The sequence below is a fragment of the Nonomuraea coxensis DSM 45129 genome, from assembly GCF_019397265.1.
GTDB classification, from domain to species: Bacteria; Actinomycetota; Actinomycetes; order Streptosporangiales; family Streptosporangiaceae; genus Nonomuraea; species Nonomuraea coxensis.
This window is the reverse complement of sequence record NZ_CP068985.1, coordinates 3,491,283-3,516,548: the sequence shown is the minus strand read 5'-3', so window position 1 is coordinate 3,516,548 and position 25,266 is coordinate 3,491,283. Positions and strand designations below refer to the sequence as shown.

The window sequence follows — 25,266 nt, the reverse complement described above, 5'->3', positions numbered from 1 at the left end:
GGGCCGTCCGGCTCTGCCTGGCCCCTACGGCACGACGCCCACCTCCGGCGTCCGGAGGTGGGCGGGTGGTCGGCGGGTGGTGGGCGGAGGCTACTGGAGCCAGGGGGTGCGCCGGACGATCGGCAGGTTGCCGAGGCCCAGGGTGCGGCCCGCGCCGGCGAGGGCGAGGCCGATGAGGACGAGCGAGTAGATGATGTGGTCGTCCATGAACGGGTTGGTGGTCAGCGGCAGTTCGGCGGCCCACATCATGAGCAGCATCGCGGTGCCCGCTCCGGCCGCGATCCGGGTGCCGATGCCCAGGATCAGGGCGAGGCCCACGCCGAGCAGGCCGGCCATGAACAGCCAGTCCACCCAGCCCTGACCGGCGAGGCTTGAGAAGAAGCCGCCGAGGGCGTTCTCACCGGTGCCCTTGAGGAAGCCGGTCGTGGGGCTTCCGCCCGCCGTCCAGGCGCGCTCGGCGGGGGTCGCGAAGCCCCAGCCGAAAGTCTTGTCCAGGAACGCCCAAAGGAAGACCCATCCGATCGAGATCCGGGTGACCGCCCAGACGTAGTCGACGGGGCGGCGCGTTCCCGCCGTGCCGGTTTCCATGTCGGGCCTGTTGCTCGTGGCGGCCATGACGGCCCCCCTTCCTAGTTAGATCGATTTCCTTTCATACCAAGCACACCGTCCGCGTGGCTACGGCTGCAGTGCCGTACGCCCCGCAGCGCCAGGACCTTCGTCCCCTGTCTGGGCCGGGGGCGCCTGGGTAGCGTCAACGCCATGGCCACTCTCGATCTGACCAGGGTGCGGGCCGTGATCTTCGACACCGACGGTGTCGTCACCGACACGGCACGGGTGCACGCGGCCGCGTGGAAGCACGTGTTCGACGGCTTCCTGCGCGGCCGCTCCGCCCCGTTCGACATCCGTGACGACTACCTGCGCCATGTGGACGGCCGCCCGCGGCTCGACGGGGTGCGGACGTTCCTGGCCTCGCGCGGCATCACGCTGCCCGAGGGCGGCCCGGGCGACGAGCCGGGCGCGCCGACCGTGCACGGCCTGGGCGAGGCCAAGGACGCGCTGTTCGTCCAGCAGGTCGCGCATGACGGCGTGGCGGCCTTTCCCTCGACCGTCGTCCTGCTGCACGAGCTGCGGCGGCGCGGCTGCCGGACCGCGGTGGTCTCGGCCAGCAGGCACTGCCGCCTCGTCGTCGGCTCGGCGGGCCTCGCCCACCTGTTCGACGTCCTGGTCGACGGGAACGAGGCGGCGAGGCTCGGCCTGGCCGGCAAGCCCGACCCCGCGCTGTTCCTCGAAGCGGCCCGGCGGCTGGAGGTGCCCGCCGCCGAGGCGGCCGTCGTGGAGGACGCGCTGCCCGGCGTCGCGGCCGGCCGCAGGGGCGGGTTCGGGCTGGTCGTGGGGGTGGACAGGAGCGGGTCGCAGGCGGCGGAGCTGAGCCGCGCCGGGGCGGACGTCGTCGTTCCCGACCTGGCCGAGCTGGACGTCACCGGACGAGTCCCCGTGAGGCGCTGATGAACCCCTGGACGCTCGCCTACGAGGGCTACGACCCCTCCGCCGAGCCGCTGCGCGAGGCGTTGTGCACCCTCGGCAACGGCCGTTTCGCCACCCGCGGCGCCACGCCCGACGGCCTCAGCCGCACGCCCGGCACCTACCGGGCCGGCTGCTACGACCGGCTCGCCTCGCAGGTGGCGGGCCGTGAGGTCGTCAACGAGGACCTGGTCAACCTGCCCGACTGGCTGCCGCTGACCTTCGCCACGCCGGGGTCGGACTGGTTCCACCCGGACGGGGCCGAGCTGCTGGACTACCGCCAGGAGCTCGACCTGCGGCGCGGGGTGCTGCTGCGGGAGCTGCGCTGGCGCGACGACGCCGGCCGCCTCACCCGCGTACGGCAGCGCCGCCTGGTGTCCATGGCCGACCCCGCCGTGGCCGCGCTGGAGACCACCTTCACGGCCGAGAACTGGTCGGGGCCGCTCCGCGTCCGCGCCGCCCTGGACGGCAGGGTGACCAACCGCGGCGTCGCCCGTTACCGCGACCTGCGCGGCGACCACCTGACCGACCTCGCGACGGGGACGGAGGGCGAGCTGACCTGGCTGACGGCGACGACCCGTTCCTCCCGGATCACCGCCGCGCTCGCCGCCCGCGTCGACGCCCCTGTCGCCGGCCTGGCCGAGCCGGAGCCCGGCCGGATCGGCACCGAGCACGTGCTGGCCGCCGAGCAGGACACGCCGGTGACGATCGCGAAGGTCGTCGCGCTGGTGACCTCCCGCGACCCCGCCGTCCACGACCCGCTGTCGGCCGCCCTGCGCCGGGCCGGGCAGGCCCCGCCCTTCGGGGAGCTGCTGGCCGCGCACGAGGCGGCGTGGGAGCGGCTGTGGGAGCGGGCCCGGCTGGAGGTGGGCGGGCAGGAGCTGGCGCAGCTCGTGCACCTGCACGTCTTCCACCTGCTGCAGACGCTCAGCCCGCACACCCCCGACCTGGACGCCGGCGTGCCGGCGCGCGGCCTGCACGGCGAGGCGTACCGCGGTCACGTGTTCTGGGACGAGCTGTTCGTGCTGCCGTGGCTGAACCTGCGCTTCCCCGACATCTCGCTCAGCCTGCTGCGCTACCGCTGGCGGCGCCTGCCGGAGGCGCGGGCGGCGGCCCGCGCGGCCGGGTACGACGGCGCGATGTTCCCCTGGCAGAGCGGCAGCGACGGCAGCGAGGAGACCCAGACCTTCCATCTCAACCCCGCCTCGGGCCGCTGGCTGCCGGACGTCTCCCACCTGCAGCGCCACGTCGGCCTCGCCATCGCCTACAACGTGTGGCAGCACCACCTGGCGACCGGCTCGATGCCGTCGTGGTGCGCCGAGCTGCTGACCGGCATCGCCCGCTTCTTCGCCTCGCTCGCCGTGCTCGACCCGGCCTCCGGCAGGTACGAGATCCGCGGCGTCATGGGACCGGACGAGTACCACACCGCCCGTCCCGGCGCCGCCTCCCCCGGCCTGGACAACAACGCCTACACCAACGTCATGACGGCGTGGCTGCTGGCCCGCGCCCTGGAGCTCGGCCTGGACCGCCCCGGGGAGAGCGCCCGCTGGAAGGACATCACCCAGCGCCTGCGGGTCGACTTCCACGACGGCGTCATCAGCCAGTTCACCGGCTACGCCGACCTGGCCGAGCTCGACTGGGACCGCTACCGGGGCGTGCGGCGGCTGGACCGGGCGCTGGAGGCGGACGGCGACGACGTCAACCGCTACAAGGCGTCCAAGCAGGCCGACACGCTGATGCTGTGCTACCTGCTGACCTCCGACGAGCTGCTGGACATCCTGCGCCGGCTCGGCTACCCCGCCGACGCCGGGCTGATCCCCCGCACGATCTCCTACTACCTGGACCGGACCAGCCACGGCTCCACGCTGAGCGCCGTCGTCCACGCCTGGGTCCTGGCCCGCGCCGACCGGGCCCGCTCCTGGCAGTTCTTCGCCGAGGCGGCGCTCAGCGACCTCCAGGACGTGCAGGGCGGCACCACCGCCGAGGGCATCCACCTGGGCGCCATGGCGGGCACCCTCGACATGCTGCAACGCTGCTACCTCGGACTGGAGCCGCGCCCGGACGGCCTGCGGCTCGACCCGTGCCTGCCGGAACGGCTCGGGTCGCTGGCGTTGCCGATCGAGTTCCGGGGGCGCCGGCTCCTCATCGAGGCCGACCACGAGCGGACGCGCGTGGACGGGATCACCCTGCCGCGCGGCACCGGCGCCACCATCCCCTTCCCTCCGGCATGCCCCTGATCAGGGGGCGGGCTTCACTCCGGCTCCACCCGCACCGTCCCCGCCGTCCCGTCCACCGTGATCATCTGCCCTGTCCTGATCTCGGCGGTGGCGTCACGGACGCAGATGACCGCGGGGATGCCGTACTCGCGGGCGACGGTCGGGCCGTGCGCCACCGGCGAACCCGTCTCGGTCACCAGCCCGGCCGCGGTCATGAACAGCGGCGTCCAGCCCGGATCCGTGGTCGGCGCGACCAGGATCTCGCCAGGTTCGAGGTGCGCGCCCATCGGGTCGCGGATCACCCGCGCCCTGCCGGTCGCCCGGCCCGCGGCTCCGGACATGCCGGTCAGCACGCCGTCCCTGGCCGGCGGCGCGGGAGCCAGGGCCTCCACGTCGGTCCCGTCCGACAGCAGCGCTCCGGGGACGGTGCGGCGCCTCGCCTCCCGCTCGTGCTCGGCGCGCCGGGCCGCGGCCACCGGCCGGACGTCGATCCCGTCGCGCACGGCCGCGCCGGCCTCCTGGAGGGTCAGGAACATGATGTCGCCGGCCTGCTCCAGCCGGCTCTGACGGACCAGGTCGGCGCCGACCAGGAGGAGTTGGCGCCGGGCCGCCTGGAGCGCCGGCAGCCAGGCGAACTTGCCGATCTCCCGCAGCCCGGTGAGCTCGCGCGAGCGGCGCAGGAGGAACACCGCCAGCCGCCCCCGCACCGGCCGCCGGGCCCGCGCCCGCCGCGCCAGCGTCCCGATCATCCGCTCGGCCCTGGCCGCCGCCGCCTCGAACCGCGCGTCCGGCGCCTGACCGGGGTCGTCCACGCGCAGGTAGTTGGCGATCGTGGCGAACAGCGGCGCCGGGTCCTCCTCCCAGCGGGGCACGCCGACGTCGATCTCGGCCGCCGCGCGCATGCCGTACTTCGCCAGGAAGCCCGCCAGGCCGATGTCCGGCAGCTCGCCCGCGGCGTACGCGGCCGCCAGCGCCTCCGGCGGCGTGCCCAGGAACAGGTCCCGGTGCTCACGCGCGCGCACGGCGAGGGCCCAGAGGGCGAGGTCCATCTCCGTGGTCACGTTGTGCGGCATGCCGCCGAGCACGGTGTCGAGCTCCTCGCGCGTGGCGACGCCGCCGAGCAGCCCGGCGGGGAGCGCCCCGGCGAGCATGCCGGCCGCCAGGGCCCGAGGATCCCGTGCATGTCCACGCTCATGATCGGCCGGTGCGAGTCCTCGATCACCCACCGCAGCCGCTCGGCGGCGGTCGCCGACGGGCCGGGCGGGGTGATCAGCCGCCTGATCTCCGCGACGCCGCGGAAGGCGCGGGCGCGGCCGCGGACCGGATCGGCGAGGCTCGACACCACTCCGGCGAGCGTCCTCGGCAGCAGCCGCGCCGTGCCCCTGAGCACGCTGCCGAGGCGGAACGGCAGGCCGGGCCGGGGCGCGAACCGCGGGTCGTCCATCATGCGCAGCACGGCCGCCTGCACCCGCGGCCCGTAGACCTCCAGGGCGGGTCCGAGCCGCCGGCGCATGGCCTTGCTGCGCAGGAAGTCGGTCATGTCATAGAAGATCCGGCCGCCGATGGGCACGAGCCGGGGCAGCGGGTCACGCCGGTCCACCTTGGCCCCCACGGCCTCGAACCAGAGGGCCGCGCCCGCCTTGAGCAGCGAGACGCCCATCGGCGTACAGGGGCGCAGCATGCCCTGCATGTGGCCGAACTCCAGGTAGAGCCGCGTGTCACTGGTGCCGGGCGGCAGCGGGAAGAGCGTGGTGACCGGGCGCGACTGCAGCAGCCACAGCGTGTCGCCGGCGTCGATCGCCCATTCGACGTCCTGCGGCGAGCCGAAGTGCTCCTGGAGCCGCAGCCCGGCCGCGCGCAGCGTTTCGAGCCGGCCGGCGTCCAGGCAGCCCCCGGGGTTGGGCGCCGCCGGCTCCCCCTCGCGCAGGACGTAGTGGTCCGGCACGACGCTGCCCTCGACGATGGCGGTGCCCAGCCCGGGGGCGGCGTCGAGGACCATCTCCGTACGGCAGCCCGTGATCGGGTTGGCGGTGAAGAGCACGCCCGCCACGACCGGGTCGATCATGCGCTGCACCACCACGGCCATGGCCGCGTCGTCGACGCCGGCGGCGGCCCGGTAGGCGACGGCCCGCTCGGTGAACAGGGAGTCCCAGCAGCGGCGTACGGCGTCGGCGAGCTCGCCGGCGCCCTCGACGCCGAGGTAGGTGTCCTGCTGGCCGGCGAAGCTGGCCTCCGGCAGGTCCTCGGCGGTGGCGCTGGAGCGGACCGCCACCCGTCCGCCGCCCAGCCGCTCGTAGGCGTCGGCGAGCTCCCGCTCAGGGAGGTCCCCCGACCGGTAGGCCTCGACCGTCACGCAGAAGCCGTCGGGGACCCGCTCACCCGCCTTGATCATCTCTCCGAGGCCCGCGGCCTTGCCTCCGACGAGGTCGATCATCGAAGCGTCCACGTCGGACAGCCGGACCAGTCTCATCGCGCGCTCCTCGAAGCCGGCATCACCACGACCGCTCCCCGCACCCGCCTCCGACGCTAACACCGCCGGGCGCCGCGCGAGAGAGCCGGACGGTCACCGCCAGGCCGCCGTCCGCACGCGGCACGGCCGTGACCGTGCCGCCGTGCGCCCGGACGATCGCCCGGACGATCGACAGCCCCAGTCCGGCGCCCCCGGCCGACCCGACGCGGTCGCGTTCGAGCCGGGTGAAAGGCTCGAACAGCAGGGCGACCTGCGCGGCCGGCACCACGGGCCCCGTGTTCTCGACGGTGATGGCGACCTGGCCGGCGGAGGCGGCGGTGCGGACCTCGACGAGGCCGCGCTCGTCGTTGTACTTGGCCGCGTTGTCCAGCAGGTTGGCGACCATGCGCTCCAGCAGGACGGGGTCGCCGGCCGTGGGAGCCGGCGGCAGGTCGGGCCGGTCGGCGAGGTCGCGCAGGTCCACCGGCTCCCTGACGGTCACCTCCCGCTCGCTCTGGGCCAGCAGGAGCAGCCCCTCGATCAGGCGCTCCTGCCGGCCGTTCGCGGCGAGCAGCTCGTCCCGGACGGGGCGCAGCGGCCTCGGGAGCGCGTCGTCGGAGAGGGACACCTGCAGCAGCGCCCGGTCGATCGCCAGGGGCGTCCTGAGCTCGTGGGAGACGTTGGCGACGAACCGGCGCTGGCCGTCGAAGGCGCGGTCCAGCCGTTCCAGCATCGAGTCGAAGGTGTCGGCGAGCTCCCTGATCTCGTCGGGCGGGCCGCCCAGCGAGATGCGGCGGTGCAGCGTCTCCTCCGACAGCTTCCTGGCCGTCTCGGTGACGGTCTGCAGCGGCCGCAGCGCCCTGCGGGCGATGAGCCAGCCGGTCGCCAGCCCGGCCAGCCCCACCAGGGCGGTCGCCAGCAGGGACCAGCGCAGCAGCCAGCTCATGACCAGCTCCCGGTAGCGGCCGATCTGGTCGTTCACCGACGAGGCGAAGAACGCGCCGCCCGGGGGCGGGCCGGTCCTGAGGCCGGTCTCCCCTGCCTGCTGGATCATCACCCCCTCGGCGAGGACCTGCTGGTTGACGATCTGGTCGACCACGACGTAGTTGATCGCCACCAGGATGCCGGCCGCGAGGAAGAACACGCTTCCGTAGGTGAGGGTCAGCCGCCGGCGGATCGGCACCCGCCCCGCGGTCAGAGCCGGTAGCCCGCGCCGGGCACGGTCTCGATCACGGGCGGATGGCCGAGCTTCTTCCGCAGGGTCATCACGGTCATCCGCACCGAGTTCGTGAAGTAGTTGACGTTCTCGTCCCATGCCTTCTCCAGGAGGACCTCGGCGCTCACGACGGTGCCCTCGGCCCGCAGGAGGACCTCCAGCACGGCGAACTCCTTCGGGCTGAGCGCGACGTACCGGGTGTCGCGGAACACCTGGCGGCGGCCCGGGTCCAGGGTGACCCCGGCCCGCGCCAGGACGGGCGGCACGGCCTGCGGGACGCGGCGGGCGAGCGCGCGCAGACGGGCCACGAGCTCCGGGAAGTCGAACGGTTTCGTCAGGTAGTCGTCGGCGCCCAGGCCCAGCCCCTCGACCTTGGAGCGCAGGTCGCTCGCCGCCGTCAGCATGATGATCCGGGCCGGGACCCGTCCGGCGGCGAGCGCCCGGCACACGTCGTCGCCGTGCACGGCCGGCAGGTCCCGGTCCAGGACGATCACGTCGTAGTCGTGGGTCATGGCCCGCTCGACGGCGGCGGAGCCGTCATGGACGACGTCCACCGCCATCGCCTCCTTCCGCAGCCCGCTCGCCACGACCTCGGCGAGGACGCGCTCGTCCTCGGCAATGAGCACCCGCATGCCGGACATGATCTCCCTCATCACGTAAGGGGTGGCTAAGCGGTCGCGAGGGCCAGGGCGGGCGGAAGACCGGCCGCCCGCATCGCCGGGAAGATCCCCGCCACGGCCCCCACGAGGAGCGTCGCCGCGAGGCCGCCGCCCAACGCCCACAGGGGGATCACGGCCTGCAGGTCCCGCCAGGCCGCGAAGCCGAGCGTGACCGCCGCGCCGCAGACGGCGCCGGCCGCGCCGCCCAGGACGGACAGCAGCAGCGACTCGGTCAGGAACTGCGTGCGCACCTGGCCGCGGGTGGCTCCCAGAGCCCGCCGGAGGCCGATCTCCCGCCGCCGTTCGAGGACCGAGATGACCATGGTGTTGGCCACGCCGACGCCGCCGACCAGCAGCGCGACCGCCCCGACGCCGAGCAGGACGCCGGTGAAGGCGTCCGTGGCCGCGGTCCGCGCGGCCAGCGCGTCCGAGGGGCGGCTGACCTTGACCTCCTCCGGATGCTCCGGACTCACCGTCCTGGCCAGCACGTCCCGGACGCCGACGACGTGCTCGTCGGCGGCCCGCGTGTAGACGGTGGTCGGGTGGCCGTCGAACGCCAGGTACCGCTCCGCCGCGGGGAAGCCGAGCAGCACCGACCGGTCGATCTCGGCCGCCAGGGCGGAGCCGTCCAGGACGCCGACGACGGTCCACCACTGCCCGCCGATCCACACCTGGTCCCCGGGCCCCGCGCCGAGCCGCTCGGCGGCCAGCGCCCCGAGGACGACGGCCCGCTGCCGCTCGGTCGCCGCGTTCAGCCACCGCCCCCGCCGCAGCGGGGTCTTGAGCGTGCCGAGCAGGTCGGCCGTGGCGGCCTGGACCAGGAGCCCGGCCGTTCTGGCGCGGGGGACGCGGTCGGTGCGGTAGGCGGGCACGCCGGTCAGCCCGGTGGACGCCACCGACTCCACCCCCTCGACGGCCCTGACCATCCTGGTGGCGGTCCTCGGCAACCGGGCGGCCGCGCCGAACACGGTGTCGCCGGGCGTGACCCGCAGCAGGCCGGTGCCGAGCCGGTCGAGCTGATCGAGCAGGTCCGCCCTGCTGCTGGCGGAGATGCCGACGACGGCCACCATGGTGGCGATGCCGATCGCGACCCCCAGGGCCGACAGCAGGGCGCGGGCGGGGCGCGAGCGAAGCCCTTCCACGCCCACCAGGATGACGTCGGACGCCGCGAGCCTCATGCGATCCGCCCGTCCCGCAGCCGGATCCGCCGGGGGGCGGCGGCGGCGACCTCGCTGTCATGGGTGATGACGGCGACCGTGGTGCCGTCGTCGTGCAGCCGGCGCAGGATCGCCAGGACCTCGGCCCCCGAGGCGCTGTCCAGGTTGCCCGTGGGCTCGTCGGCCAGGAGCAGCGCGGGCTCTCCCACGATCGCCCTGGCCACGGCGACCCGCTGCTTCTCGCCGCCTGACAACTGGCCTGGCCGGTGGTCCAGGCGATGGCCGAGCCCCACGCGCCGCAGTGCCTCGGCCGCCCTGCGCGTGCGCTCGCCCCGCCGTACGCCCGCGTAGAGCAGGCCGCCGGCCACGTTGCCGAGCGCGCTCAGGTGCTCCGACAGGTGGAAGGACTGGAAGACGAAGCCGATGTGGCGGGCGCGCAGCTCGGACAGGCCGGCGTCGTCGAGGGCGGCGACGTCGTGCCCGGCGATGCGTACGGTCCCCGCCGACGGGCGGTCCAGGGTGCCGATGAGGTGCAGCATGGTCGACTTGCCCGAGCCGGACGGGCCGACGACGGCGACCAGCTCGCCCGCCGCCACCCGCAGATCCACGCCGCGCAGCGCGCGGACCCCGCCGGGGTACGTCTTCTCCGCGCCGATCAGCTCAATCACCGGGCACCTCGACCTTCATCCCGGCCCGGAGCCCGGCGCCGGCGATCTCCACCCGCCCGGCGGCGAACAGGCCCGTCGTCACCTTGACGACGCGCCGGCCCGTGTCCTCGGCGACGCGCACGGCGTACCCTCCCTCGCGCACCGCGAGCAGCGCCTCGACCGGGACCGACAGCACGCCGGTCCGCGTCTCGCCGCGCATCGCCACCGCGACCGGCGCCTGGTCGTAGCCGTCGAGCTCGCCGTCCAGGGTCACCTCGACGTCGAGGGTCGGCCCGCCGCCCTGCTCCCGCGGCCGGCGGGCGACGTCGCCGATCGACGTGACGCGGCCGGTGGCGCGCTCGCCCGACGGGCCCTCCAGCCCGACCTCCGCCCGCGGCGTCACCAGGCGCCGGCTGGTGACCGGCAGGTCGATGTGCACGATCAGCGTCGTGTCGGTCACGGTGACGGCCGTCGCGCCGGCCGGCTCGCCCTTGGCGCCGGTGACCTCGGCGACGCGGACAGGACCGGGCGCCACGATCACCTGCGCGCCGTCCACCCGGCCGGTCCTGGGCAGGCCGCTCGCGCCCTGCCAGGACTCGACCGCCTTCTCCGTCTCGGCGGTGAAGACGCCGTCGATGCCGCCGGGGTCCTGGCCGAGGGCCTTGAGGTTGCGTTCGAGCTGCTTGACGTCCTTGCCCCGCGACCCCCGTGACAGCCGCCGGTAGACGGGCGTCTCGCCGTACAGGAGGAGCACGGGCCTGCCCGCGACCTCGTAGAGCCATTCGCCCCTGCGGACGACGCCGCCTTCGGGCCGGGTGTCGCTGATCACGCCGCGGGCCTGGTTGGGCAGGGCGCGGCGGGCGGCGTAGCCCAGGGTGCCGGGCACGGTGAGCTCGTCCACGAGGTCCGACCGGGTGATGGCGGCCGTCGTGGCGGGCGCGGCGGCCTCGGGCGGCTCGCCGTCGCGGGCGGTCGCGGCGGCCACGACGGCCGCCACGACGGCGCCGCCGGCCACCACGGCGGCCGGCAGGGCGGCGCGTCGTCTCACTGCTCGCCGCCCTGCGGCAGCAGCGGGCGGCATGCCTTCTCGGCGTTCTTCATCACCGGCGAGTCGGGAGACATCCCCTCCTGACGGGGCAGGCCCATCCGGGCCTGCCCGCCGTCGAACTGCGGATCCGGCATGTCGACGCCGTGCTCGCGCATGCAGGCCGCGTACGCGATGAATTTCGCCTGATCGGCCGCCGGGATTTCGCCGGCGCCCTTTCCGGTCGCCACGGGGGCGTACGGCTTGCACGCCTCCTGAGCCTTTTTCAACGCCGGCTCGCCGCCCGGAGGGATTTTCAGGCGTACGCCTCCCTCGGCGCCGGGGTCGTCCGTCTCGACGCCGTGCTCGCGCAGGCACTGGGCGTACTTCACCGCGTCCTGCTGCGTACGCGCCGGGCTCGGGGCGGCCGATCCGCCTCCGCACGCGGCCAGGCACGTCAGCAAAAGGGCGGCGCCCAGACATTTCACTGTCGTCATGCTGAATTAATAGCGAGCCGCCATTAAGCATGCGATAAGCGAATTTGTTTATGCGATGTTTATTGGCGTGCCGGTGGGACGGGCTCACGGTGCAGGAACCGGTCCAGGCGGGCCGCGGCGTAGCCGAGGACCGACAGGGCGGCCGCGACGAGCAGGTCGCCGGCGCTCAGGGGCTCGGTGCCGAGCAGGTCGCGCAGCAGCGGCACGTACAGGCCCGCGAGCTGGAGCACGAGCGCCCCCGCCACGGCGAGCGGCAGCATGAGGTTGGCCGTCGAGCCGGGGCGGGCCCGCGAGCCGAGCGCCACGCCGAGCTGGGCGGCGCCGAGGGCGAAGAAGGCCATGCTCTGCCAGGGGCGGCCGGTGTGCAGCGCCCAGACGGCGACGCCGAGCGTGACGGCGGTCAGCACGACGGCGATGCGGATGACGCGCTGCCAGAGGCCCGCGCGCAGGATGCTCTGCTCGGGCGGGCGGGGCGGGCGGTTCATCGCGGCGGGGTCCGAGGGCTCGCCACCGAGCGCGACGCCGGGCAGGCCGTGCGTGAGCAGGTTGATCCACAGGATCTGGGCCGGCAGCAGCGGCAGCGCCAGCCCGAAGAGCGGCCCCAGCAGCATGACGGCGATCTCGGCCGCGCCGCCGGACAGGCCGTAGACGAGGAAGCGGCGGATGTTGGCGTAGACGCGCCTGCCCTCCTCGACGGCGGCCACCACCGTGTCCAGGTCGTCGTCGGCCAGCACCAGGTCGGCGGCCTGGCGGGCCACCTCGGTGCCGCGCCTTCCCATGGCCACCCCGATGTCGGCGCGGCGCAGCGCGGGGCCGTCGTTGACGCCGTCGCCGGTCATCGCCACCACGTCGCCGCCCGCGCGCATGCCCTCGATGAGATCGAGCTTCTGCTCGGGCGTGGCGCGGGCGTAGACGGCCGCGCCGCCCTGGACGGGCAGGTCACGGCAGTCGGCGACAGGGGCGCCGGGGTCGATGATGCCGAGCTCGGTGGCGATGGCGCGGGCCGTGCCCGGATGGTCGCCGGTGATGAGCACCGGCCGGATCCCCGCCCGGCGGCAGTCGGCGACCGCGCCGGCGGCGGCCTGGCGCGGCGGATCGACGATGCCGACCAGCCCGAGCAGCTCCAGCCCGTGCTCGGGCGCCTCGTCCGGCACCGCCGCGAGGTCGGCGCGGGCGACGGCCAGCACCCGGTAGCCCGCGCCGGCCAGCCGCTCGGCCTCCTCCGCGGCCCGGAGGTGCGACGCGGGATCACCGGCGAGCACCGGCGGGCGCAGCACGGCCTCGGGAGCGCCCTTGCAGACCACCAGGGCCCCGCCGCCGGGCCGCCCGTGCACGGTGCTCATCCGCTTGCGCACGCTGTCGAAGGGGCGTTCGGCCAGGCGCGGATAGCGATCGTGGAGGCCGGCGCGGTCGAGGCCGATCTTGGCGGCGGCGGCGAGCAGCGCGGCCTCGGTGGGGTCGCCGAGCGCCTGCCAGTGGCCGTCCTCGTCCTCCAGGAGGCGGGCGTCGTTGCACAGGGCGGCGGCGGTGAGCAGGTCCGCGAACGCGGCGGGCGGATCGCCCTCGACCTGGCCGGCGGGGCCGTAGCCGGTGCCGGTGAGCGTGGCCTCGGCCGTGGGGGTCCACAGGTGCCGGACGACCATGCGGCCCTCGGTGAGGGTGCCGGTCTTGTCGGTGGCGAGGACCGTCACCGAGCCGAGCGTCTCGACGGCGTGCAGGCGGCGTACGAGAGCCTGCCGCGCGGCCATCCGCCGCGCGCCCAGCGCCAGGCTCAGCGTGACCACGGCCGGCAGCGACTCGGGCACGGCCGCCACCACCAGGCTGATCGCGGTCACCACCATCAGCTCGACCGGCTGGCCCCGCATCAGGCCGAGCGCGCCGACCACCACGCACAGGAACACGGTGACACCGGCCAGCAGCCGCCCCACCCCCATCAGGCGCCGCTGCAGGGGCGTCAGGCCGGAGCCCTTCGACATCAGCGCGGCGATGCGCCCGGCCGCGCTGGCCGAGCCGGTGGCCGTGACCTCGGCCCGGCCCCGGCCGCGCGCCACGACCGTGCCCGCCGACACCTCCTCGCCGGGGAGCTTGTCCACGGGGACCGACTCGCCGGTGAGCGCCGACTCGTCCACCAGCAGCGCCGCGGCCTCCTCCACACGGGCGTCGGCCGGCACGATGTCGCCTTCCGCCAGTACCAGCAGGTCGCCGGTCACGACGTCGGCCGCCGGGATCTGCCGCTGTGCCCCGTCGCGTACGACCCGGGCCACGGGCGCGGTGAGCTCGGTCAGCGCGGTGATGGCCCGGTCCGCGCGGACCTCCTGCGCCACCCCCACGGTGGTGTTGACCACGATCACCAGCATGATCACGGCCATGTCCGGCCAGTCGCCGGTGAACGCGGTCAGCGCCGCGGCCACCAGCAGCACGATGATCAGCGGGTCGCGGAGCTGCCCGGCCACCCGCCGCCACAGCGCCACCGGAGGGCGGGAAGGCAGCAGGTTGGGCCCGTCCCTGCGCAGCCGCGCGCTCGCCTCCTCCGAGGACAACCCCGATCGGCGGCCGACCTCCGATGCGCCCATCTCTCCTGCTCCCCCTTGTAGCGTCGTACCATTCTCACAGGTCACGGGCGTTCGGCCGAGGTCTTCCTGGCGGAGAGAGAGGCGGGCGGGAACCGCCGGCTCCCGCCCGCCTCCCGTTCCCGGCCTCAGTGCTCGACGGCGATCCGCCTGCCCTCGGCCTTCTCCCCCTCGGCCAGCCCCACGCTGACCTCGAGGATGCCGGCCTTGTACGTGGCCTTGACATCGTCCGTCCTCGCCGTGGCGGGCAGCGTCACCGCCCGGGTGAGCGAGCCGTAGGCGAACTCGGAGCGGCGCGGCTCGGAGATCTTGTGCGTCTTCTCGGCCCGGATGTACAGCACGTTGTCATCCACGGTCACCTCGACGTCCTTGTCGGGGTCGACGCCGGGCAGTTCGGCACGCAGCACGTAGCGGCCGTCGGCGACGTAGTCCTCGATCCGGACGATCTGGCCGAAGGGCCGGAACGAGAACATCGGGTTCTCCAGCCACTCCGCCACCTCCGGGAACGGGAACCTCGCGCTCCTCCGTTCGAGCAGGGTCATGGCACTCTCCTTTCCCTGGTCCCGAAACCCACAAGATCAGCACACCGCACGGACGGGCGGCGCCGTAGAGGACAAAGGCCCCTTCACCGCCGACGTCCGGCCCTTCTCCTCACTCCTGGGGGCGGACCACCGCGACCGGGCAGCGCGCGTGGTGGAGCACCCCTCTGCTGACCGACCCGAGGAACAGCGAGCCGAGCGCGCCGCGCCCGTGGGAGCCGACGACGACCAGGTCGCACGCCACGCCGGTGAGCGCGTCGATGGGGTGCGCGTTCTGGACGTCCTCGACGACCTCGACGTCCGGGAACCTCGCCCGCCACGGCGCGAGCCGCGCGCTGACGGCCCGTTGGCGGGCCTCGCGGACCTCGTCCAGGTCGTAGGAGATCTCGGGGGCGAAGGCGTGCACGGGCACCTGCCAGGCGTGGACCGGGCGCAGCGTGGCGCCGTACGAGCGGGCCCGCGCGAAGGCGTAGCCGAGGGCCGGCTCGCAGGTGTCGGAGTCGTCCACGCCGACCCCGATCACGCCGGTCTCCGCACAGGGCTCGGCCCGCACCACGACCACGGGGCAGCGCGCCCGCGCGGCCACCTCCATGGTGACCGAGCCGAGCAGGGCGCCGGCGAACTCGCCCACGCCCCGGTTGCCGACGACGACCTCGCTCGCCTCCAGCTCCCGCAGCACGGCCGCGGGCGCGCCCTCCACCGTGCGGGCGCTCACCTTCACCGCCGGCTGCCTGGCCCGCACGGCCGACTCGGCGTCCGCCAGCATCCTGGCCGCCGCGCGCCGCAGCGGATCCTGCTGCCCCGTGAAGATCTCGTACGGCGGCCGGTCCAGGACGTGCACGATCCGCAGCTCGGCGCCGACCCTGGCCGCGTCGTCGGCGGCCCACCCGACGGCCGCGACGCTCGGGGCGGAGCCATCCACGCCCACGATGATCGGGCCGGTCATGGCCCCTCCTGGGCGGCGCCTTGGTGTGGCCGTACCACGGCCACCGGGCACCTCGCGTGGTGCAGCACGCCGTGGCTGATCGAGCCGAGCACCGCCGAGGAGAACCCGCCCAGCCCGCGCGAGCCGACGACGACGAGGTCCGCCGTGGCCGCGGCCTTGGTGAGCGCGGCCACGGGATGGTCGCGCAGTTGCTCGTCGATGATCACGACGTCGGGGTTCGCCTCCCGCCAGCGGTCCGCCCGCGCGCGGGCCGCCCGCGCGTCCTCCTCGAAGAAGGCGGCGAGCTGAGGGCCCTGGACCGGCCACGAGGACCCCACCACCGGCACCCGCCAGGCGAAGATCACCCGCAGCCGGGCCTCCTGGGCGCGGGCCTGGTCGATGGCGTACGCCACGGCCTCCCCGGCCCCCGCCGAGCCGTCGTCGCCGGCCACGACCACACCGTGCTCGGTGCCGGCGCTGCCGCGGACGATCACGACGGGCCCGGCGGCGTGCCCGGCCACGGCCAGCCCCACCGACCCGAGCATCATGCCGGCGAACCCGCCCACTCCCCTGCTGCCGAGCACCAGGCTCTCGGCGGACACCGACTCGGCCAGCAGCGCGTCGATCACGTTGCCGCCCAGCATGGCCGTACTGACCTGGACGTCCGCGCTCAGCGCGCGGGCCCGGTCCGCGGCGGCCTCCAGCGCGCCCTCGCAGTACTTCGAGGTGTCCACGCCGAGCGTCCACTGTTCGCAGACGTGCACGATCCTCAGCGGCAAACCCCGCCTGCGGGCGTCCGTGGCGGCCCACTCCACGGCCATCGCCGATGACGGAGAGCCGTCCGTACCGGCCACGACAGGTCCACGCATCATCACTCACCCTCGCCCTCACCGGCAGGCTTCCTCACGACCTCCACATTCCCGAAACAGACAAGAAGACACGATCAACCAGAAACCACCGCCTCAGGAGGCCGAGTCGTCCCGGCGCGCGCCGACCAGCCAGGCCGCCACCGCGACCAGGGTCACCACACCGACGGCGACCAGCGCGGGAAAGTGCCACGAAGGGACCAGGCGGTCGAGAGCGCTGTCGTCGTTGAGCTCCAGGAACGGGCTCGTGGGATTGATCTCGACGACCAGCGCGAGACTCAGCAGGTAACCGACGCCCGCGACCGCGCGCGGCAGGACGGCGGCGACGCCGGGACGCCGGTTCAACCGGCCGTGCAGAGCAGCGAGACAAGCCGCCTCTGCGGCGAGGATGACGGCGAAGCAGAACGTCCACACCCGCGCCGAGCCGAGTTCCCTGTCCAGCGGACCCAGCAGGAGGTCGCCGAAGGGATCGTCGGCACGGGGATACGACCCGGCCGAGTCGGCGGCCATCTGGAGCGCGATCAGGTTCACCACCGCGTAGAGCACGGGGGCGGCCATGGCACACAGCAGAGCCGGCGAACGGGTCACCGTCGGTTTTCTCATGATCGGTGAGACTGCCGACCCGGCCGGCGGGTTCGCCGCTCGCCGGGGGCGCTCCGCTCAGGTCAGCGAGCGCACGTCCGCGACCTCGTACTCGGCCACCGAGGCGGCCAGCATCACGGCACGTTGCGTACCACTGGGGCCGCCACTCCTGAACGCCTCGACGGCCGACAGCGACTCCCAGCGCTCGAAGATGTTGACGCGGCCGGCGTCCACCAGGTCCGCGCTGACGGCGAAGTCCAGGCAGCCGGGTGCGCGGCGGGCCAGCTCGATGACGCCCACACACTCCGCGAGATAGCGCTCGCGCTGTTCGGGGTCGACGACGACATGCCCCGCGATGATCACCATGTGCCGCTCCTCCGCCTGGTCCGAACGACTGTCCCTGGCCCTGACCGTCGCCCGAGCCGGAACTCATCGGTGCCGCCCGCGATCGACACAGCTTGATCGTTGGTCTTGAACGGACGCCGGAGACGGCGAGCTCCCGGCCGCGGCGCAGAGGCCATAGTTCCCGCTGGCGGGCCCTTCCAGCCTTGGTGAAAGTTGGCACGGAGGAGTCCTCCGACCGTGATAATGTTTCTTCACGCAAGGCCGAGCGGAACCCTCATCAAAGATTCCGCAAAGGACTTGACGGGACGTAGCGCAGCTTGGTAGCGCACCTGACTGGGGGTCAGGGGGTCGCAGGTTCAAATCCTGTCGTCCCGACATTTGAACGTGTCGCCCGATCACTGTACGTACAGTGATCGGGTTTTACTATTCTGTGACCATGCCAACTCTCGCATCCAAGCACACCCGTCACGACGCCATCCGCTGGACCGACGACGAGCTCCGCGAGGCGATCGCTTCGTCCACCAGCTGGGCCGCAGTGGCCAGAGCCCTCGGCACGCGCGCTCAACCTGCAGGGCAAGGGCGGCCGCCAGCTCGCTGTTCTCAAGAGCCGGTCGGCAGCGCTCGACCTCGACGTCAGCCACTTCACCGGAACCCGCCGCTGGAGCGAAGCTCAACTCCGCCGCGCCATCGAGCCCGCGATCACCTGGCAGGACGTGGCCGAAGCCTTGAGCGTGACGGTCCCGAGACAGATGCGGATCACCATTCGACGTCACGCCGCGAAACTCGGCATCCCCACTGATCACCTCCCTGACGACGCGCCTTCTCCACAGGAGGGACTCCTACGGCACCTCCGCGCTGCGGGGACCACCATCGCAGCCGCCTGGTTCACCTTGAGAGGCCACGCCCCTTCCCTCCCGCTGGAAGCCCAGCCTTATGACCTGCTCGTCGACATGGGAGACGTCGTCCAGCGAGTGCAGGTCAAGACCTGCATGACCAAGCGGGAGGTGACCATCGGCCGTCGTCTGCCGGGCACCTCCAAGGGGGCCCTGGTCCCCTACGGGATCGATGAGGTGGACGCGTTCTTCCTCCTCGACGGAGAGCTGTCGATCTTCCTCATCCCCATCTCCGAGGTAGCGGGCAAGCTCCGCATCTCACTGGCGAAACACCGCCGATTCCGCGTCGGCTCGGCGATCAGCTTGATCAGGTAGCTGCGACCACAGAGATCCACTTCGGCCTGCGGCTCCGCACCGCACATCTTGTGGTGGCTGTCGGATCCTATAGAAAGGGTTTCTGAGACCGGGTTGCGTCCACTGTGGGAGCGGAGGTGGGCAGGTGGGGCGGAAGCCGACCATCGATCGGGAGGAGCTGGCCCGGCTGGTCGTCCAGGGCATGAGCGTGCAGGAACTGGCGGGGCACTTCGGGGTCAGCGAGTCGGGGGTGTTGCAGGCCAAGCGGGCGGCGGGGCTGGCCAAGCCGATGATGGACCACAGCCGCGCCCTGCCGTGGAAGCTGGCGCGGGCCCATGCTCAGTCGGGCCCGGCGACCAATCTGCGCAACCTGTCGGCGGCGGCGCAGGGGAGGCCGCCGGCGGCCGAGCGGCTGAACACGGCGCTGCGGTGGGCGCAGCGACTGGTGGACGCCGGTCTGGATGTCCGGTACGACCCCTCCGAGGGGTTCAGCGAGGTTCCGGCGGCAGGGGGCGGGTCGCACGTGGCGGTCGTGCTGGAGGAGGCGCGCCGGGCGCTGGGTAAGAGGCGGTAGCGCCGGCGCCGGAAGGCCGGCTTCCGGGCGGAAGGATCAGGGCTCGGCAATACCGATCCGGGCCTTTTAGTGGGGTTGCGCGAGTTTTACCTACCTTTTCGAGGGAAGTCGCTGGTCTCAACTTGAGAGACCGGAGGCGAAGATCATGACCACCTTTGCGTGGGTGGCCGTCGTCGTGGTCGCGGTGGTGGCACTCGCCGCTGTGGCATATTTCGTCGGTCAGCGGCAGAAGCGCAGCAGTCATCTCCGCGAGCGTTTCGGCCCCGAGTACGAACGCGTGGTGTCCGAGCGCGACAACCGGCGCGAGGCCGAGGAGGAGCTGCGGGCCCGCGAGGAGCGGCTCAAGGAGCTCGACATCCGCCCCCTCGCCCCGGAGACCCGCGACTCGTACGCGAACCGGTGGACCGAGGTGCAGGAGCGCTTCGTGGACGCCCCGATGTTCGCGGTGACGGAGGCCGACCAGCTCGTCACGTCCGTCATGGCCGAGCGGGGCTACCCGACGGAGGACTTCGAGCAGCGCCTGTCCGACCTGTCGGTACGGCACGCGTCCACCCTGGACCACTACCGGACGGCTCACGAGATCAGCGGGCGCGCGGCCAGGAAGGAAGCCTCCACCGAGGAGCTCCGCCAGGCCATGGTGCACTACCGCGCGCTGTTCGAGGAGCTGCTCCAGGAAACCACCCGAGGACGGTGAGGGAGATATGAGCAGCGGCAGCGATGAGCTGAAGGTTCCGTCACAGCGCCCCGACCAGCGGGACGACGACGTACGGGCCCGTGACGCCTACGAGCGCGGGTACGAGGACGAGGCCGGGACCGGGGACGTCCGGGTGGCCGGGACCGCGACCGGCCCCAGACGGGACGTGCTGGACGACCGCCCCGACCGCACCGGCCACGATCACACGAGCACCGATCACACGGGCACCGACCACACGGGCACCGACCACCTCGACCCCGATCACACCGGCGGCTTCGACGACCCCGAGCGGCGCGACGTCCACGAGGACGAGCGGGTCCACCCGGTGGAGACGCGCGACTCCCTGGACGGGGACCACCGCACCGGCGACGTGATCGACGGCGACGACGGCGACGACGAGTTCGCCCGCAGCGAGCAGACCACCGTCCCGTCGCCGCCCCCGCACACCGGCAGCACCGAGACCGCCCACACCACCGGGGCCGTCCCGGCGGAGACGCCGGCGCACGCCGCCCCCGCCGACACCGCCCTGTTCGACCAGGACCCGGCCGAGGTGCAGTCCCGCTGGCGCGACCTCCAGGCGGCGTTCGTGGACGACCCGGGCGACGCCGTGCAGCGCGCCGACGGCCTGCTGAGCGAGGTCGTGGAGTCGCTGACCGCCGGGCTCAACAGCCGTACGTCCGCGCTGCGCGAGCGCTGGAAGGACGCCGGGACCCCGGACACCGAGCAGCTCCGGCAGGCGCTGCGCGAGTACAGGAGCGTCCTGGAGCGCCTCCTGGCGGTCTCCTCGACGTCGGACGCGAGACCGGAGACGACGGCGGGGGCGATCGGCGCGCACACGTCCGCGTACGGCTCCCCCGGCCAGGCGGCTCCCACGATCACGGATGAGGTGAGATGACATGCTCGCGATAGTCGCAGCGATCATCTTCGGGCTGGGTTTCCTGCTCGACCTGGTCGGCGCGAGGATCCCCGGCGGGTTCTCGGGCATGACCTTCGCGCTGCTGGGCCTGTGCCTGCTGGCCCTGCACCAGGCGGGCGTCGGCACGGCCGGCATCCGCAGCGGATACAGCAACTGGCGAGGCCGCGCCCGGCGCTGAACCTACCGGCCACTCCCGAGACGAACGGCCCTCCGCGTGATCCAGGCGGGGGGCCGTTCGCATGCCCCCGCGGGGGTCACTTGCCGGGGAAGCGCATGATCACGGTGCTGCCGCCGTCGCCGACGCGCAGCGTCAGGTCGGACGACAGCAGCCGGGCGACCCACAGCCCCATGCCGCCCACGGCGCCGGGCATCGGCCCCGGCTTCCAGGTGCCCTCGTCGTGCACCTCGACCACCACGTCGCCGCTCACCACCCAGGTGCGCAGGACGGCCTGGTCGGCGCCGTGCGTGACGGCGTTGGTGGCCACCTCGTTGACGGCGATGACGAAGTCGCCGATCGACTCCTCGGGCATGCCGGCGTCGCGGGCTCCGTCCTCGGCGAACTGCCGGACCTCAGGCAGGTCCGGCAGCCGGAACCGGAGCCGTTTCACGGGCGCGCCGGGTGGCGGGCTCGTGTAGCCCGTCTGAGGCTCGACGTCCTCGTTCACCCGGCGACCTTCTTCTCAACCCACCAGCTCGGTGCGTAGCTGGTCCAGTACTTTCCTGAGGATGCGCGAGACGTGCATCTGGGAGATCCCGAACTCAGCGGCTATCTCCGCCTGCGTCATGTTGCCGAAGAACCGTAGCAGCAGAATGTGTTTCTCGCGCGAGGGAAGCGCGTCGATGAGCGGTTTGACCGCTTCCCTGTCGACCATCGTGCTCAGCGTGTCGTCGTCCTCCGGGATGACGTCGCCGAGCGAGGCGGCGTCGTCGTCGGTGCCGAGCGGCGCGTCGAGCGAGAGGGTGCTGTAGGCGGCGGAGGCGTCGAGCGTGAGCAGGACGTCCTCCTCGGTGATGTTCATCTTCGCGGCGAGCTCAGCGACGGTCGGCGAGCGGCCGAGGTCCTGGCTGAGGTCGGCGACGAGCCTGTTGAGCTCGGAGCGGCGCTCCTGGTACAGGCGCGGCACCCGGATGGCCCAGGTGCGGTCGCGGAAATGACGCTTGACCTCCCCTGTCATCGTGACGACCGCGTAGCCCCTGAACGCGTGTCCGAGGCTCGCGTCGAAGCCGTTGACGGCCTTCATCAGGCCAACATACGCGGCTTGGAGGAGATCCTCCAACGGCTCGCCACGGTAGCGGTAGCGCCGGGCGATCTCCATGGCGAGCGGCCGGTGCATCTCGACGATGCGCTCGCGCAGCCGCTCCCTGAGGCTGTCGGGGGTGTCCTCGCGGGACATCTCGGCCAGGAGTTCTTCGGCGGTCATCTCCTCGAGGACGTATTCCTGCACAGCCATCGCTGCTCCTCATATGGATGCAGGGCGGCCTCCGCGGGAGCAATGTGAAAAAGCCCATGCAGAGGCACGCCTCGCTCTACTCTCGAGACGGAAGCCCTCTGCTGGACTTCGGCTCCAGTGTCCCCCCTCGCGCCATAAGTATTCCTCCCTCGCGTGGTGACAGTAGGGTTGCTGCGTGACAATGCCGGAGAATGGCGACGGGACCACGGCGGCCCTGAGCCTGACGTCGTCCGCCGTCGACGGGATCACCGTGATCCGCGTCGACGGCGTGCTCGACGCGACCACGCGCGAGCAGTTCGCCGATTACCTGTCGATGGCGGGCGCCGACGTCATCCTGGATCTCGCCGGGGTGACGTTCATGGACTCCCGCGCGCTCGGCCTGATCGTCCACCACTGGCAGACGAGCCTGGCCTCCGGGTCGAGGTTCGCGCTGGTCGGCGTGGAGTACTCCAAGTCGAAGGTGATGTGGATCACGGGCCTGGCGCAGCGCCTGCCCCTCTACGACACGCTCGACGACGCCCTGGCCGCCATCGGCTGACCCGGCGGGCGGGGCCCGCGGAGGCCGGCGGGGGTCAGCGGCGTGACTTGCGCTGGTGCTCCTCCACGAGGAGCCTGGCGAGGTCCGCCACCTTGACCTGGTGGTGCTGCGAGATCCTGCGCAGCTCCTCGAAGGCGTCCTCGGCGCTGCATCCGCTGGTCTGCATGATGATGCCCTTGGCCTGGTCGATGAGCGCGCGGCCGGCGAGCGCCTCCTGGAGCTGGGCGGCATCGGTGCGCACCTCCTCGAAGTCCCACATGTTGGCCATGGCGACGCCGAGCTGCTCGGTCAGCATGTCGGTGAGCGAGTGGGCGCCCTGCGGCGAGAAGGCGCCGGGCCGTACGGAGTAAAGACCGACGACGAGCTGGGCCTGGGCCACGTCGATGGGCACGGCCAGCGCCGAGCGCACGCCCCAGCGGGTGGCGAGGGCGTCGTAGCGGGGCCAGCGGCCGTCGGTGAGCACGTCGGACACCGACGCGCGGGCGCCGCTCTTCCTGGCCTCCACGGACGGGCCCTCGCCGACCTCGCGTTCGCCCTCGACGAGCATGATCAGCTCGCTGTGCGAGCCGGAGACGAGTACCCGCTGGTCGCGCCAGTGCTCGGCGGAGGCGCCCGCGCAGCCGGGGACGCCGGCCGCCAGCGCCGTGGTGAGACCCCTCAGTACGCTCTCCATCGAGGTGTCCTCGCCGAGGCGGCCGAGAGCTGCGAGGTCACGGGCGAGACCGGGGGTGATCAGGGCGGTCGATTCCATAGCGATAAGGCTCTACCCCATATGGCAACCAATATCCCGAGTAGCGTAGCGTCAGAGGATGACCATGCCGGACCTCGAACATGCGCTGGACGCGCTGGCCGGGCGCGTCACGTCGCTGCGTGAGGCGAGGACCGCCTACCCCGACGACCTCGCGCCCACGCTCGACGCGACCCTCGCCGAGCTCGACACCGCCGTCGAGCTGCTGGCCGAGGCGCGCGAGCAGCTGCGCAAGGCCCCCAAGCGCACGGCGGGCAGGAAGGACGGCGCGCAGCGCGAGCTGAAGCTGCTGCGGCAGGTGTTCAGGGCGTTCCCCGTTCCGGTGATCGTGCTCGACGGCGGCGGCGTGGTCAGGCGCATCAACCCCGAGACCTCGCGGATGCTGGGCAGCCCCGACGGCTACCTGGTCGGCCGCTCGTTCCCGCTGCTGGTGGACGTCTCGCGGCGGGCGGCGTTCCGCTCGCACCTGACGTCGGTGCTGCAGACCGGGCAGCCATCGGCGTTCGAGACCAGGCTGGCGCACCAGGGGCGCACCCACACCGTGCAGGTGGCGCTGACCAGGCTGACGATGCCGGGCGAGCCGCAGCAGATGGTGGCGGCCGTGGCGCTGCCGACGGAGGTGCAGCTTCCCGAGCCGGGCACGCGGCGGCCGGAGCAGTCCGACGGCGCGCTGCTCATCGCCGCGGCCAAGCGGCAGGACCTGCTGGTCAAGATGGGCAAGCTGCTCCTGGACGAGCAGGCGCTGCTGCGGCCGGTCGCGGTGGCGCGGGCCACCCGCCTGCTGGCGGCCGAGTGGGCCGACTGGGTGATCGCCGATCTCGTACGCGACGGCCTTGCGCGCCGCACGGCGGTGATGGGGCCGAAGAACCTGCCGGTGGCGGAGCTGGTACGCCAGGTCGAGGCGAGCGACCCGATGGGCAGCCAGGTGGTGCTGCAGGTGCTGGAGCGGCGCACCGGCGTGGTCCAGGAGATGGTGGACGACGAGACGCTGCTGGGCTTCTCCGCCGACGGGCCGCTGCTGACGGCGATGGGCGCGGGCTCGCTGGTGTGCGTGCCGGTCGGCAACGGCGACGGCGCGCTGACGCTGGTGCGCGGGCACGACCGGCCGCCGTTCACGCTGGCGGACCTCGCGGTGCTGCAGGAGGTCGGGCTCCAGCTCGGCCTCGCGGTACGCGCCCAGAGCAGCTACCAGAGCCGTTCGCGGGCGGCGGACGCCCTGTCGGCGAGCGTGGCGCCGCGCAACCTGCCCGACGTGCCCGGCTACGAGGCGGCGGCCGTCTACCATCCCGGCTCGTCGGTGGGCGCGGAGTTCTACGACGTGTTCCCGGTCTCGAAGGGCTGGGGTTTCGCGCTGGGCGGCGCGGCGGGCAAGGGCGAGGAGGCGGCCTCGGTCAGCGCCATGGTGCGCGGCGGCCTGCGTGTGCTGAGCGCCTGGGAGTCCGATCCCGACCTGGTGATGCGCAAGGTCAACGAGGCGCTGGTGGCGCAGGGCACGGGCATGTTCGTGATGGCGGTCGCCGGGTTCGTCAAGGGGCGTACGCTGCGGATGTCGTCGGCCGGCCACCATCCGGCGGTGCTGCTGCAGCCCGACGGGGGCGTGCGCTACGCGGCCGGCGGCGGCGTGCCGCTGGGCATCGCGCCCGAGGCGGAGACGAGCGTGGAGACGCTGACGGTGGCTCCCGGGGAGACGCTGGTGCTCTATTCGGAGGGCCTGATCTCCTCCAGGAACGACCGGGGCGAGCCGTACGGCGAGGAGCGCCTGGCCGATGTGCTCGCCAGATGCGCGGGCCAGGAGCCCAGCGCGGTGGTGAAGGCGGTCGAGGAGGACCGCAACCTGTTCTCCGGTGGCCAGGTTTGGGACGAGATCGTGGTGTTCGCCCTGCGGGGTGTCTGAGTTGTGGGGGTTTGCGATCGCGGCAAACCTGGGTATCCTCTAGGGCACAGA

Annotated in this window: 27 protein-coding genes and 1 tRNA gene; 10 read left to right on the top strand and 18 right to left on the bottom strand. The window is 73.1% G+C overall.

What is annotated here, in order from left to right:
* Positions 1-90: 90 nt before the first annotated feature.
* Positions 91-615 (bottom strand): DoxX family protein, encoded by a 525-nt coding sequence (locus Nocox_RS16425; protein WP_020547905.1) that lies wholly within the window; start codon positions 613-615, stop codon positions 91-93.
* A 144-nt stretch (positions 616-759) separates the two neighbouring features.
* Between Nocox_RS16425 and Nocox_RS16420 the strand changes: the two genes are divergently transcribed.
* Positions 760-1,506 (top strand): HAD family hydrolase, encoded by a 747-nt coding sequence (locus Nocox_RS16420; protein WP_020547906.1) that lies wholly within the window; start codon positions 760-762, stop codon positions 1,504-1,506.
* Positions 1,506-3,758 (top strand): glycoside hydrolase family 65 protein, encoded by a 2,253-nt coding sequence (locus Nocox_RS16415; RefSeq protein WP_020547907.1) that lies wholly within the window; start codon positions 1,506-1,508, stop codon positions 3,756-3,758. Before Nocox_RS16420 ends, Nocox_RS16415 begins: the two co-directional genes overlap by 1 nt.
* 14 nt (positions 3,759-3,772) lie before the next feature.
* On the opposite strand, the gene Nocox_RS43975 is transcribed toward Nocox_RS16415, so the two are convergent.
* The 14 genes from Nocox_RS43975 to Nocox_RS16350 all read right to left on the bottom strand — a co-directional run bounded on the left by Nocox_RS43975 (position 3,773) and on the right by Nocox_RS16350 (position 17,234).
* Positions 3,773-4,888, bottom strand: coding sequence for a PEP-utilizing enzyme (locus Nocox_RS43975; RefSeq protein ID WP_343224387.1), 1,116 nt, complete (start codon positions 4,886-4,888; stop codon positions 3,773-3,775).
* Positions 4,795-6,207 carry a PEP/pyruvate-binding domain-containing protein gene (locus Nocox_RS43970; RefSeq protein ID WP_343224386.1) on the bottom strand — a complete coding sequence of 471 codons (1,413 nt, stop codon included), beginning with the start codon at positions 6,205-6,207 and terminating at the stop codon, positions 4,795-4,797. The genes Nocox_RS43975 and Nocox_RS43970 overlap by 94 nt, the downstream gene beginning before the upstream one ends.
* 22 nt (positions 6,208-6,229) lie before the next feature.
* Positions 6,230-7,369: a sensor histidine kinase gene (locus Nocox_RS16405; RefSeq protein WP_020547908.1), complete on the bottom strand. Its 1,140-nt coding sequence runs from the start codon at positions 7,367-7,369 to the stop codon at positions 6,230-6,232.
* A gap of 11 nt (positions 7,370-7,380) precedes the next feature.
* On the bottom strand, positions 7,381-8,034 hold the full coding sequence (locus Nocox_RS16400; RefSeq protein ID WP_026215303.1) for a response regulator transcription factor: 654 nt from the start codon (positions 8,032-8,034) through the stop codon (positions 7,381-7,383).
* Between the two features lie 35 nt (positions 8,035-8,069).
* A complete protein-coding gene (locus tag Nocox_RS16395) occupies positions 8,070-9,239 on the bottom strand; it encodes an ABC transporter permease (protein ID WP_020547910.1) in 1,170 nt (389 codons plus the stop codon).
* Entirely contained in the window at positions 9,236-9,886 is a 651-nt protein-coding gene (locus Nocox_RS16390) for an ABC transporter ATP-binding protein (RefSeq protein ID WP_020547911.1), read from the bottom strand. Before Nocox_RS16390 ends, Nocox_RS16395 begins: the two co-directional genes overlap by 4 nt.
* A complete protein-coding gene (locus Nocox_RS16385; RefSeq protein ID WP_026215304.1) occupies positions 9,879-10,913 on the bottom strand; it encodes a peptidoglycan-binding domain-containing protein in 1,035 nt (344 codons plus the stop codon). Before Nocox_RS16385 ends, Nocox_RS16390 begins: the two co-directional genes overlap by 8 nt.
* Positions 10,910-11,281 carry a hypothetical protein gene (locus tag Nocox_RS16380; protein WP_051112809.1) on the bottom strand — a complete coding sequence of 124 codons (372 nt, stop codon included), beginning with the start codon at positions 11,279-11,281 and terminating at the stop codon, positions 10,910-10,912. The genes Nocox_RS16385 and Nocox_RS16380 overlap by 4 nt, the downstream gene beginning before the upstream one ends.
* Positions 11,282-11,445: 164 nt before the next feature.
* Entirely contained in the window at positions 11,446-13,959 is a 2,514-nt protein-coding gene (locus Nocox_RS16375; protein WP_033411592.1) for a cation-translocating P-type ATPase, read from the bottom strand.
* Positions 13,960-14,084: 125 nt separating this feature from the next.
* Positions 14,085-14,498, bottom strand: coding sequence for an Hsp20/alpha crystallin family protein (locus Nocox_RS16370; protein ID WP_020547915.1), 414 nt, complete (start codon positions 14,496-14,498; stop codon positions 14,085-14,087).
* Positions 14,499-14,607: 109 nt separating this feature from the next.
* Complete coding sequence (locus Nocox_RS16365; RefSeq protein ID WP_020547916.1) at positions 14,608-15,441, bottom strand: universal stress protein; 834 nt, start codon at positions 15,439-15,441, stop codon at positions 14,608-14,610.
* Positions 15,438-16,292, bottom strand: a complete 855-nt coding sequence (locus Nocox_RS16360; protein ID WP_343224385.1) for a universal stress protein — start codon at positions 16,290-16,292, stop codon at positions 15,438-15,440. Before Nocox_RS16360 ends, Nocox_RS16365 begins: the two co-directional genes overlap by 4 nt.
* Before the next feature lie 90 nt (positions 16,293-16,382).
* Positions 16,383-16,844 carry a hypothetical protein gene (locus Nocox_RS16355; protein WP_020547918.1) on the bottom strand — a complete coding sequence of 154 codons (462 nt, stop codon included), beginning with the start codon at positions 16,842-16,844 and terminating at the stop codon, positions 16,383-16,385.
* Positions 16,845-16,946: 102 nt separating this feature from the next.
* Positions 16,947-17,234 (bottom strand): putative quinol monooxygenase, encoded by a 288-nt coding sequence (locus Nocox_RS16350; protein WP_020547919.1) that lies wholly within the window; start codon positions 17,232-17,234, stop codon positions 16,947-16,949.
* A gap of 280 nt (positions 17,235-17,514) precedes the next feature.
* On the opposite strand from Nocox_RS16350, the gene Nocox_RS16345 reads away from it, so the two are divergent.
* The 6 genes from Nocox_RS16345 to Nocox_RS16320 all read left to right on the top strand — a co-directional run bounded on the left by Nocox_RS16345 (position 17,515) and on the right by Nocox_RS16320 (position 20,762).
* A tRNA-Pro gene (locus Nocox_RS16345) sits at positions 17,515-17,588 on the top strand.
* 338 nt (positions 17,589-17,926) lie between these two features.
* The gene (locus Nocox_RS16340) at positions 17,927-18,421 is read left to right on the top strand and encodes a group I intron-associated PD-(D/E)XK endonuclease (RefSeq protein WP_020547921.1); all 495 of its coding nucleotides are present in this window, start codon (positions 17,927-17,929) and stop codon (positions 18,419-18,421) included.
* A gap of 124 nt (positions 18,422-18,545) precedes the next feature.
* Positions 18,546-18,974 carry a helix-turn-helix domain-containing protein gene (locus Nocox_RS16335; protein ID WP_020547922.1) on the top strand — a complete coding sequence of 143 codons (429 nt, stop codon included), beginning with the start codon at positions 18,546-18,548 and terminating at the stop codon, positions 18,972-18,974.
* Positions 18,975-19,119: 145 nt separating this feature from the next.
* Positions 19,120-19,668 (top strand): hypothetical protein, encoded by a 549-nt coding sequence (locus Nocox_RS16330; RefSeq protein WP_026215306.1) that lies wholly within the window; start codon positions 19,120-19,122, stop codon positions 19,666-19,668.
* A 7-nt stretch (positions 19,669-19,675) separates the two neighbouring features.
* The gene (locus Nocox_RS16325; protein ID WP_020547924.1) at positions 19,676-20,563 is read left to right on the top strand and encodes a hypothetical protein; all 888 of its coding nucleotides are present in this window, start codon (positions 19,676-19,678) and stop codon (positions 20,561-20,563) included.
* A 1-nt stretch (position 20,564) separates the two neighbouring features.
* Positions 20,565-20,762 carry a hypothetical protein gene (locus Nocox_RS16320; protein WP_020547925.1) on the top strand — a complete coding sequence of 66 codons (198 nt, stop codon included), beginning with the start codon at positions 20,565-20,567 and terminating at the stop codon, positions 20,760-20,762.
* Between the two features lie 76 nt (positions 20,763-20,838).
* Here Nocox_RS16320 and Nocox_RS16315 read toward each other — a convergent pair whose 3' ends face one another.
* Positions 20,839-21,249, bottom strand: coding sequence for an ATP-binding protein (locus Nocox_RS16315; protein ID WP_020547926.1), 411 nt, complete (start codon positions 21,247-21,249; stop codon positions 20,839-20,841).
* Between the two features lie 15 nt (positions 21,250-21,264).
* Positions 21,265-22,035: a SigB/SigF/SigG family RNA polymerase sigma factor gene (locus tag Nocox_RS16310; protein WP_033411596.1), complete on the bottom strand. Its 771-nt coding sequence runs from the start codon at positions 22,033-22,035 to the stop codon at positions 21,265-21,267.
* A 181-nt stretch (positions 22,036-22,216) separates the two neighbouring features.
* Between Nocox_RS16310 and Nocox_RS16305 the strand changes: the two genes are divergently transcribed.
* A complete protein-coding gene (locus Nocox_RS16305) occupies positions 22,217-22,573 on the top strand; it encodes an STAS domain-containing protein (protein WP_020547928.1) in 357 nt (118 codons plus the stop codon).
* 34 nt (positions 22,574-22,607) lie between these two features.
* Here the strand turns inward: Nocox_RS16305 and Nocox_RS16300 are convergent, their stop codons facing one another.
* Positions 22,608-23,324 (bottom strand): ANTAR domain-containing response regulator, encoded by a 717-nt coding sequence (locus Nocox_RS16300; protein ID WP_020547929.1) that lies wholly within the window; start codon positions 23,322-23,324, stop codon positions 22,608-22,610.
* A gap of 58 nt (positions 23,325-23,382) precedes the next feature.
* Here Nocox_RS16300 and Nocox_RS16295 point away from each other — a divergent pair, with 58 nt between their 5' ends.
* Positions 23,383-25,215 carry a SpoIIE family protein phosphatase gene (locus Nocox_RS16295; protein ID WP_157383543.1) on the top strand — a complete coding sequence of 611 codons (1,833 nt, stop codon included), beginning with the start codon at positions 23,383-23,385 and terminating at the stop codon, positions 25,213-25,215.
* Positions 25,216-25,266: the final 51 nt, after the last annotated feature.

Coding starts and splice junctions, on each gene's coding strand:
- Nocox_RS16415 (WP_020547907.1), top strand. CDS start 1,506: ATGAACCCCTGGACGCTCGCCTACGAGGGCTACGACCCCTCCGCCGAG.
- Nocox_RS16425 (WP_020547905.1), bottom strand. CDS start 615: ATGGCCGCCACGAGCAACAGGCCCGACATGGAAACCGGCACGGCGGGA.
- Nocox_RS16305 (WP_020547928.1), top strand. CDS start 22,217: ATGCCGGAGAATGGCGACGGGACCACGGCGGCCCTGAGCCTGACGTCG.
- Nocox_RS16320 (WP_020547925.1), top strand. CDS start 20,565: ATGCTCGCGATAGTCGCAGCGATCATCTTCGGGCTGGGTTTCCTGCTC.
- Nocox_RS16375 (WP_033411592.1), bottom strand. CDS start 13,959: ATGGGCGCATCGGAGGTCGGCCGCCGATCGGGGTTGTCCTCGGAGGAG.
- Nocox_RS16420 (WP_020547906.1), top strand. CDS start 760: ATGGCCACTCTCGATCTGACCAGGGTGCGGGCCGTGATCTTCGACACC.
- Nocox_RS43970 (WP_343224386.1), bottom strand. CDS start 6,207: ATGAGACTGGTCCGGCTGTCCGACGTGGACGCTTCGATGATCGACCTC.
- Nocox_RS16330 (WP_026215306.1), top strand. CDS start 19,120: ATGACCACCTTTGCGTGGGTGGCCGTCGTCGTGGTCGCGGTGGTGGCA.
- Nocox_RS16325 (WP_020547924.1), top strand. CDS start 19,676: ATGAGCAGCGGCAGCGATGAGCTGAAGGTTCCGTCACAGCGCCCCGAC.
- Nocox_RS16365 (WP_020547916.1), bottom strand. CDS start 15,441: ATGACCGGCCCGATCATCGTGGGCGTGGATGGCTCCGCCCCGAGCGTC.
- Nocox_RS16360 (WP_343224385.1), bottom strand. CDS start 16,292: ATGATGCGTGGACCTGTCGTGGCCGGTACGGACGGCTCTCCGTCATCG.
- Nocox_RS16310 (WP_033411596.1), bottom strand. CDS start 22,035: ATGGCTGTGCAGGAATACGTCCTCGAGGAGATGACCGCCGAAGAACTC.
- Nocox_RS16295 (WP_157383543.1), top strand. CDS start 23,383: ATGACCATGCCGGACCTCGAACATGCGCTGGACGCGCTGGCCGGGCGC.
- Nocox_RS16355 (WP_020547918.1), bottom strand. CDS start 16,844: ATGGCCGCCCCCGTGCTCTACGCGGTGGTGAACCTGATCGCGCTCCAG.
- Nocox_RS43975 (WP_343224387.1), bottom strand. CDS start 4,888: ATGCTCGCCGGGGCGCTCCCCGCCGGGCTGCTCGGCGGCGTCGCCACG.
- Nocox_RS16370 (WP_020547915.1), bottom strand. CDS start 14,498: ATGACCCTGCTCGAACGGAGGAGCGCGAGGTTCCCGTTCCCGGAGGTG.
- Nocox_RS16395 (WP_020547910.1), bottom strand. CDS start 9,239: ATGAGGCTCGCGGCGTCCGACGTCATCCTGGTGGGCGTGGAAGGGCTT.
- Nocox_RS16400 (WP_026215303.1), bottom strand. CDS start 8,034: ATGCGGGTGCTCATTGCCGAGGACGAGCGCGTCCTCGCCGAGGTCGTG.
- Nocox_RS16350 (WP_020547919.1), bottom strand. CDS start 17,234: ATGGTGATCATCGCGGGGCATGTCGTCGTCGACCCCGAACAGCGCGAG.
- Nocox_RS16300 (WP_020547929.1), bottom strand. CDS start 23,324: ATGGAATCGACCGCCCTGATCACCCCCGGTCTCGCCCGTGACCTCGCA.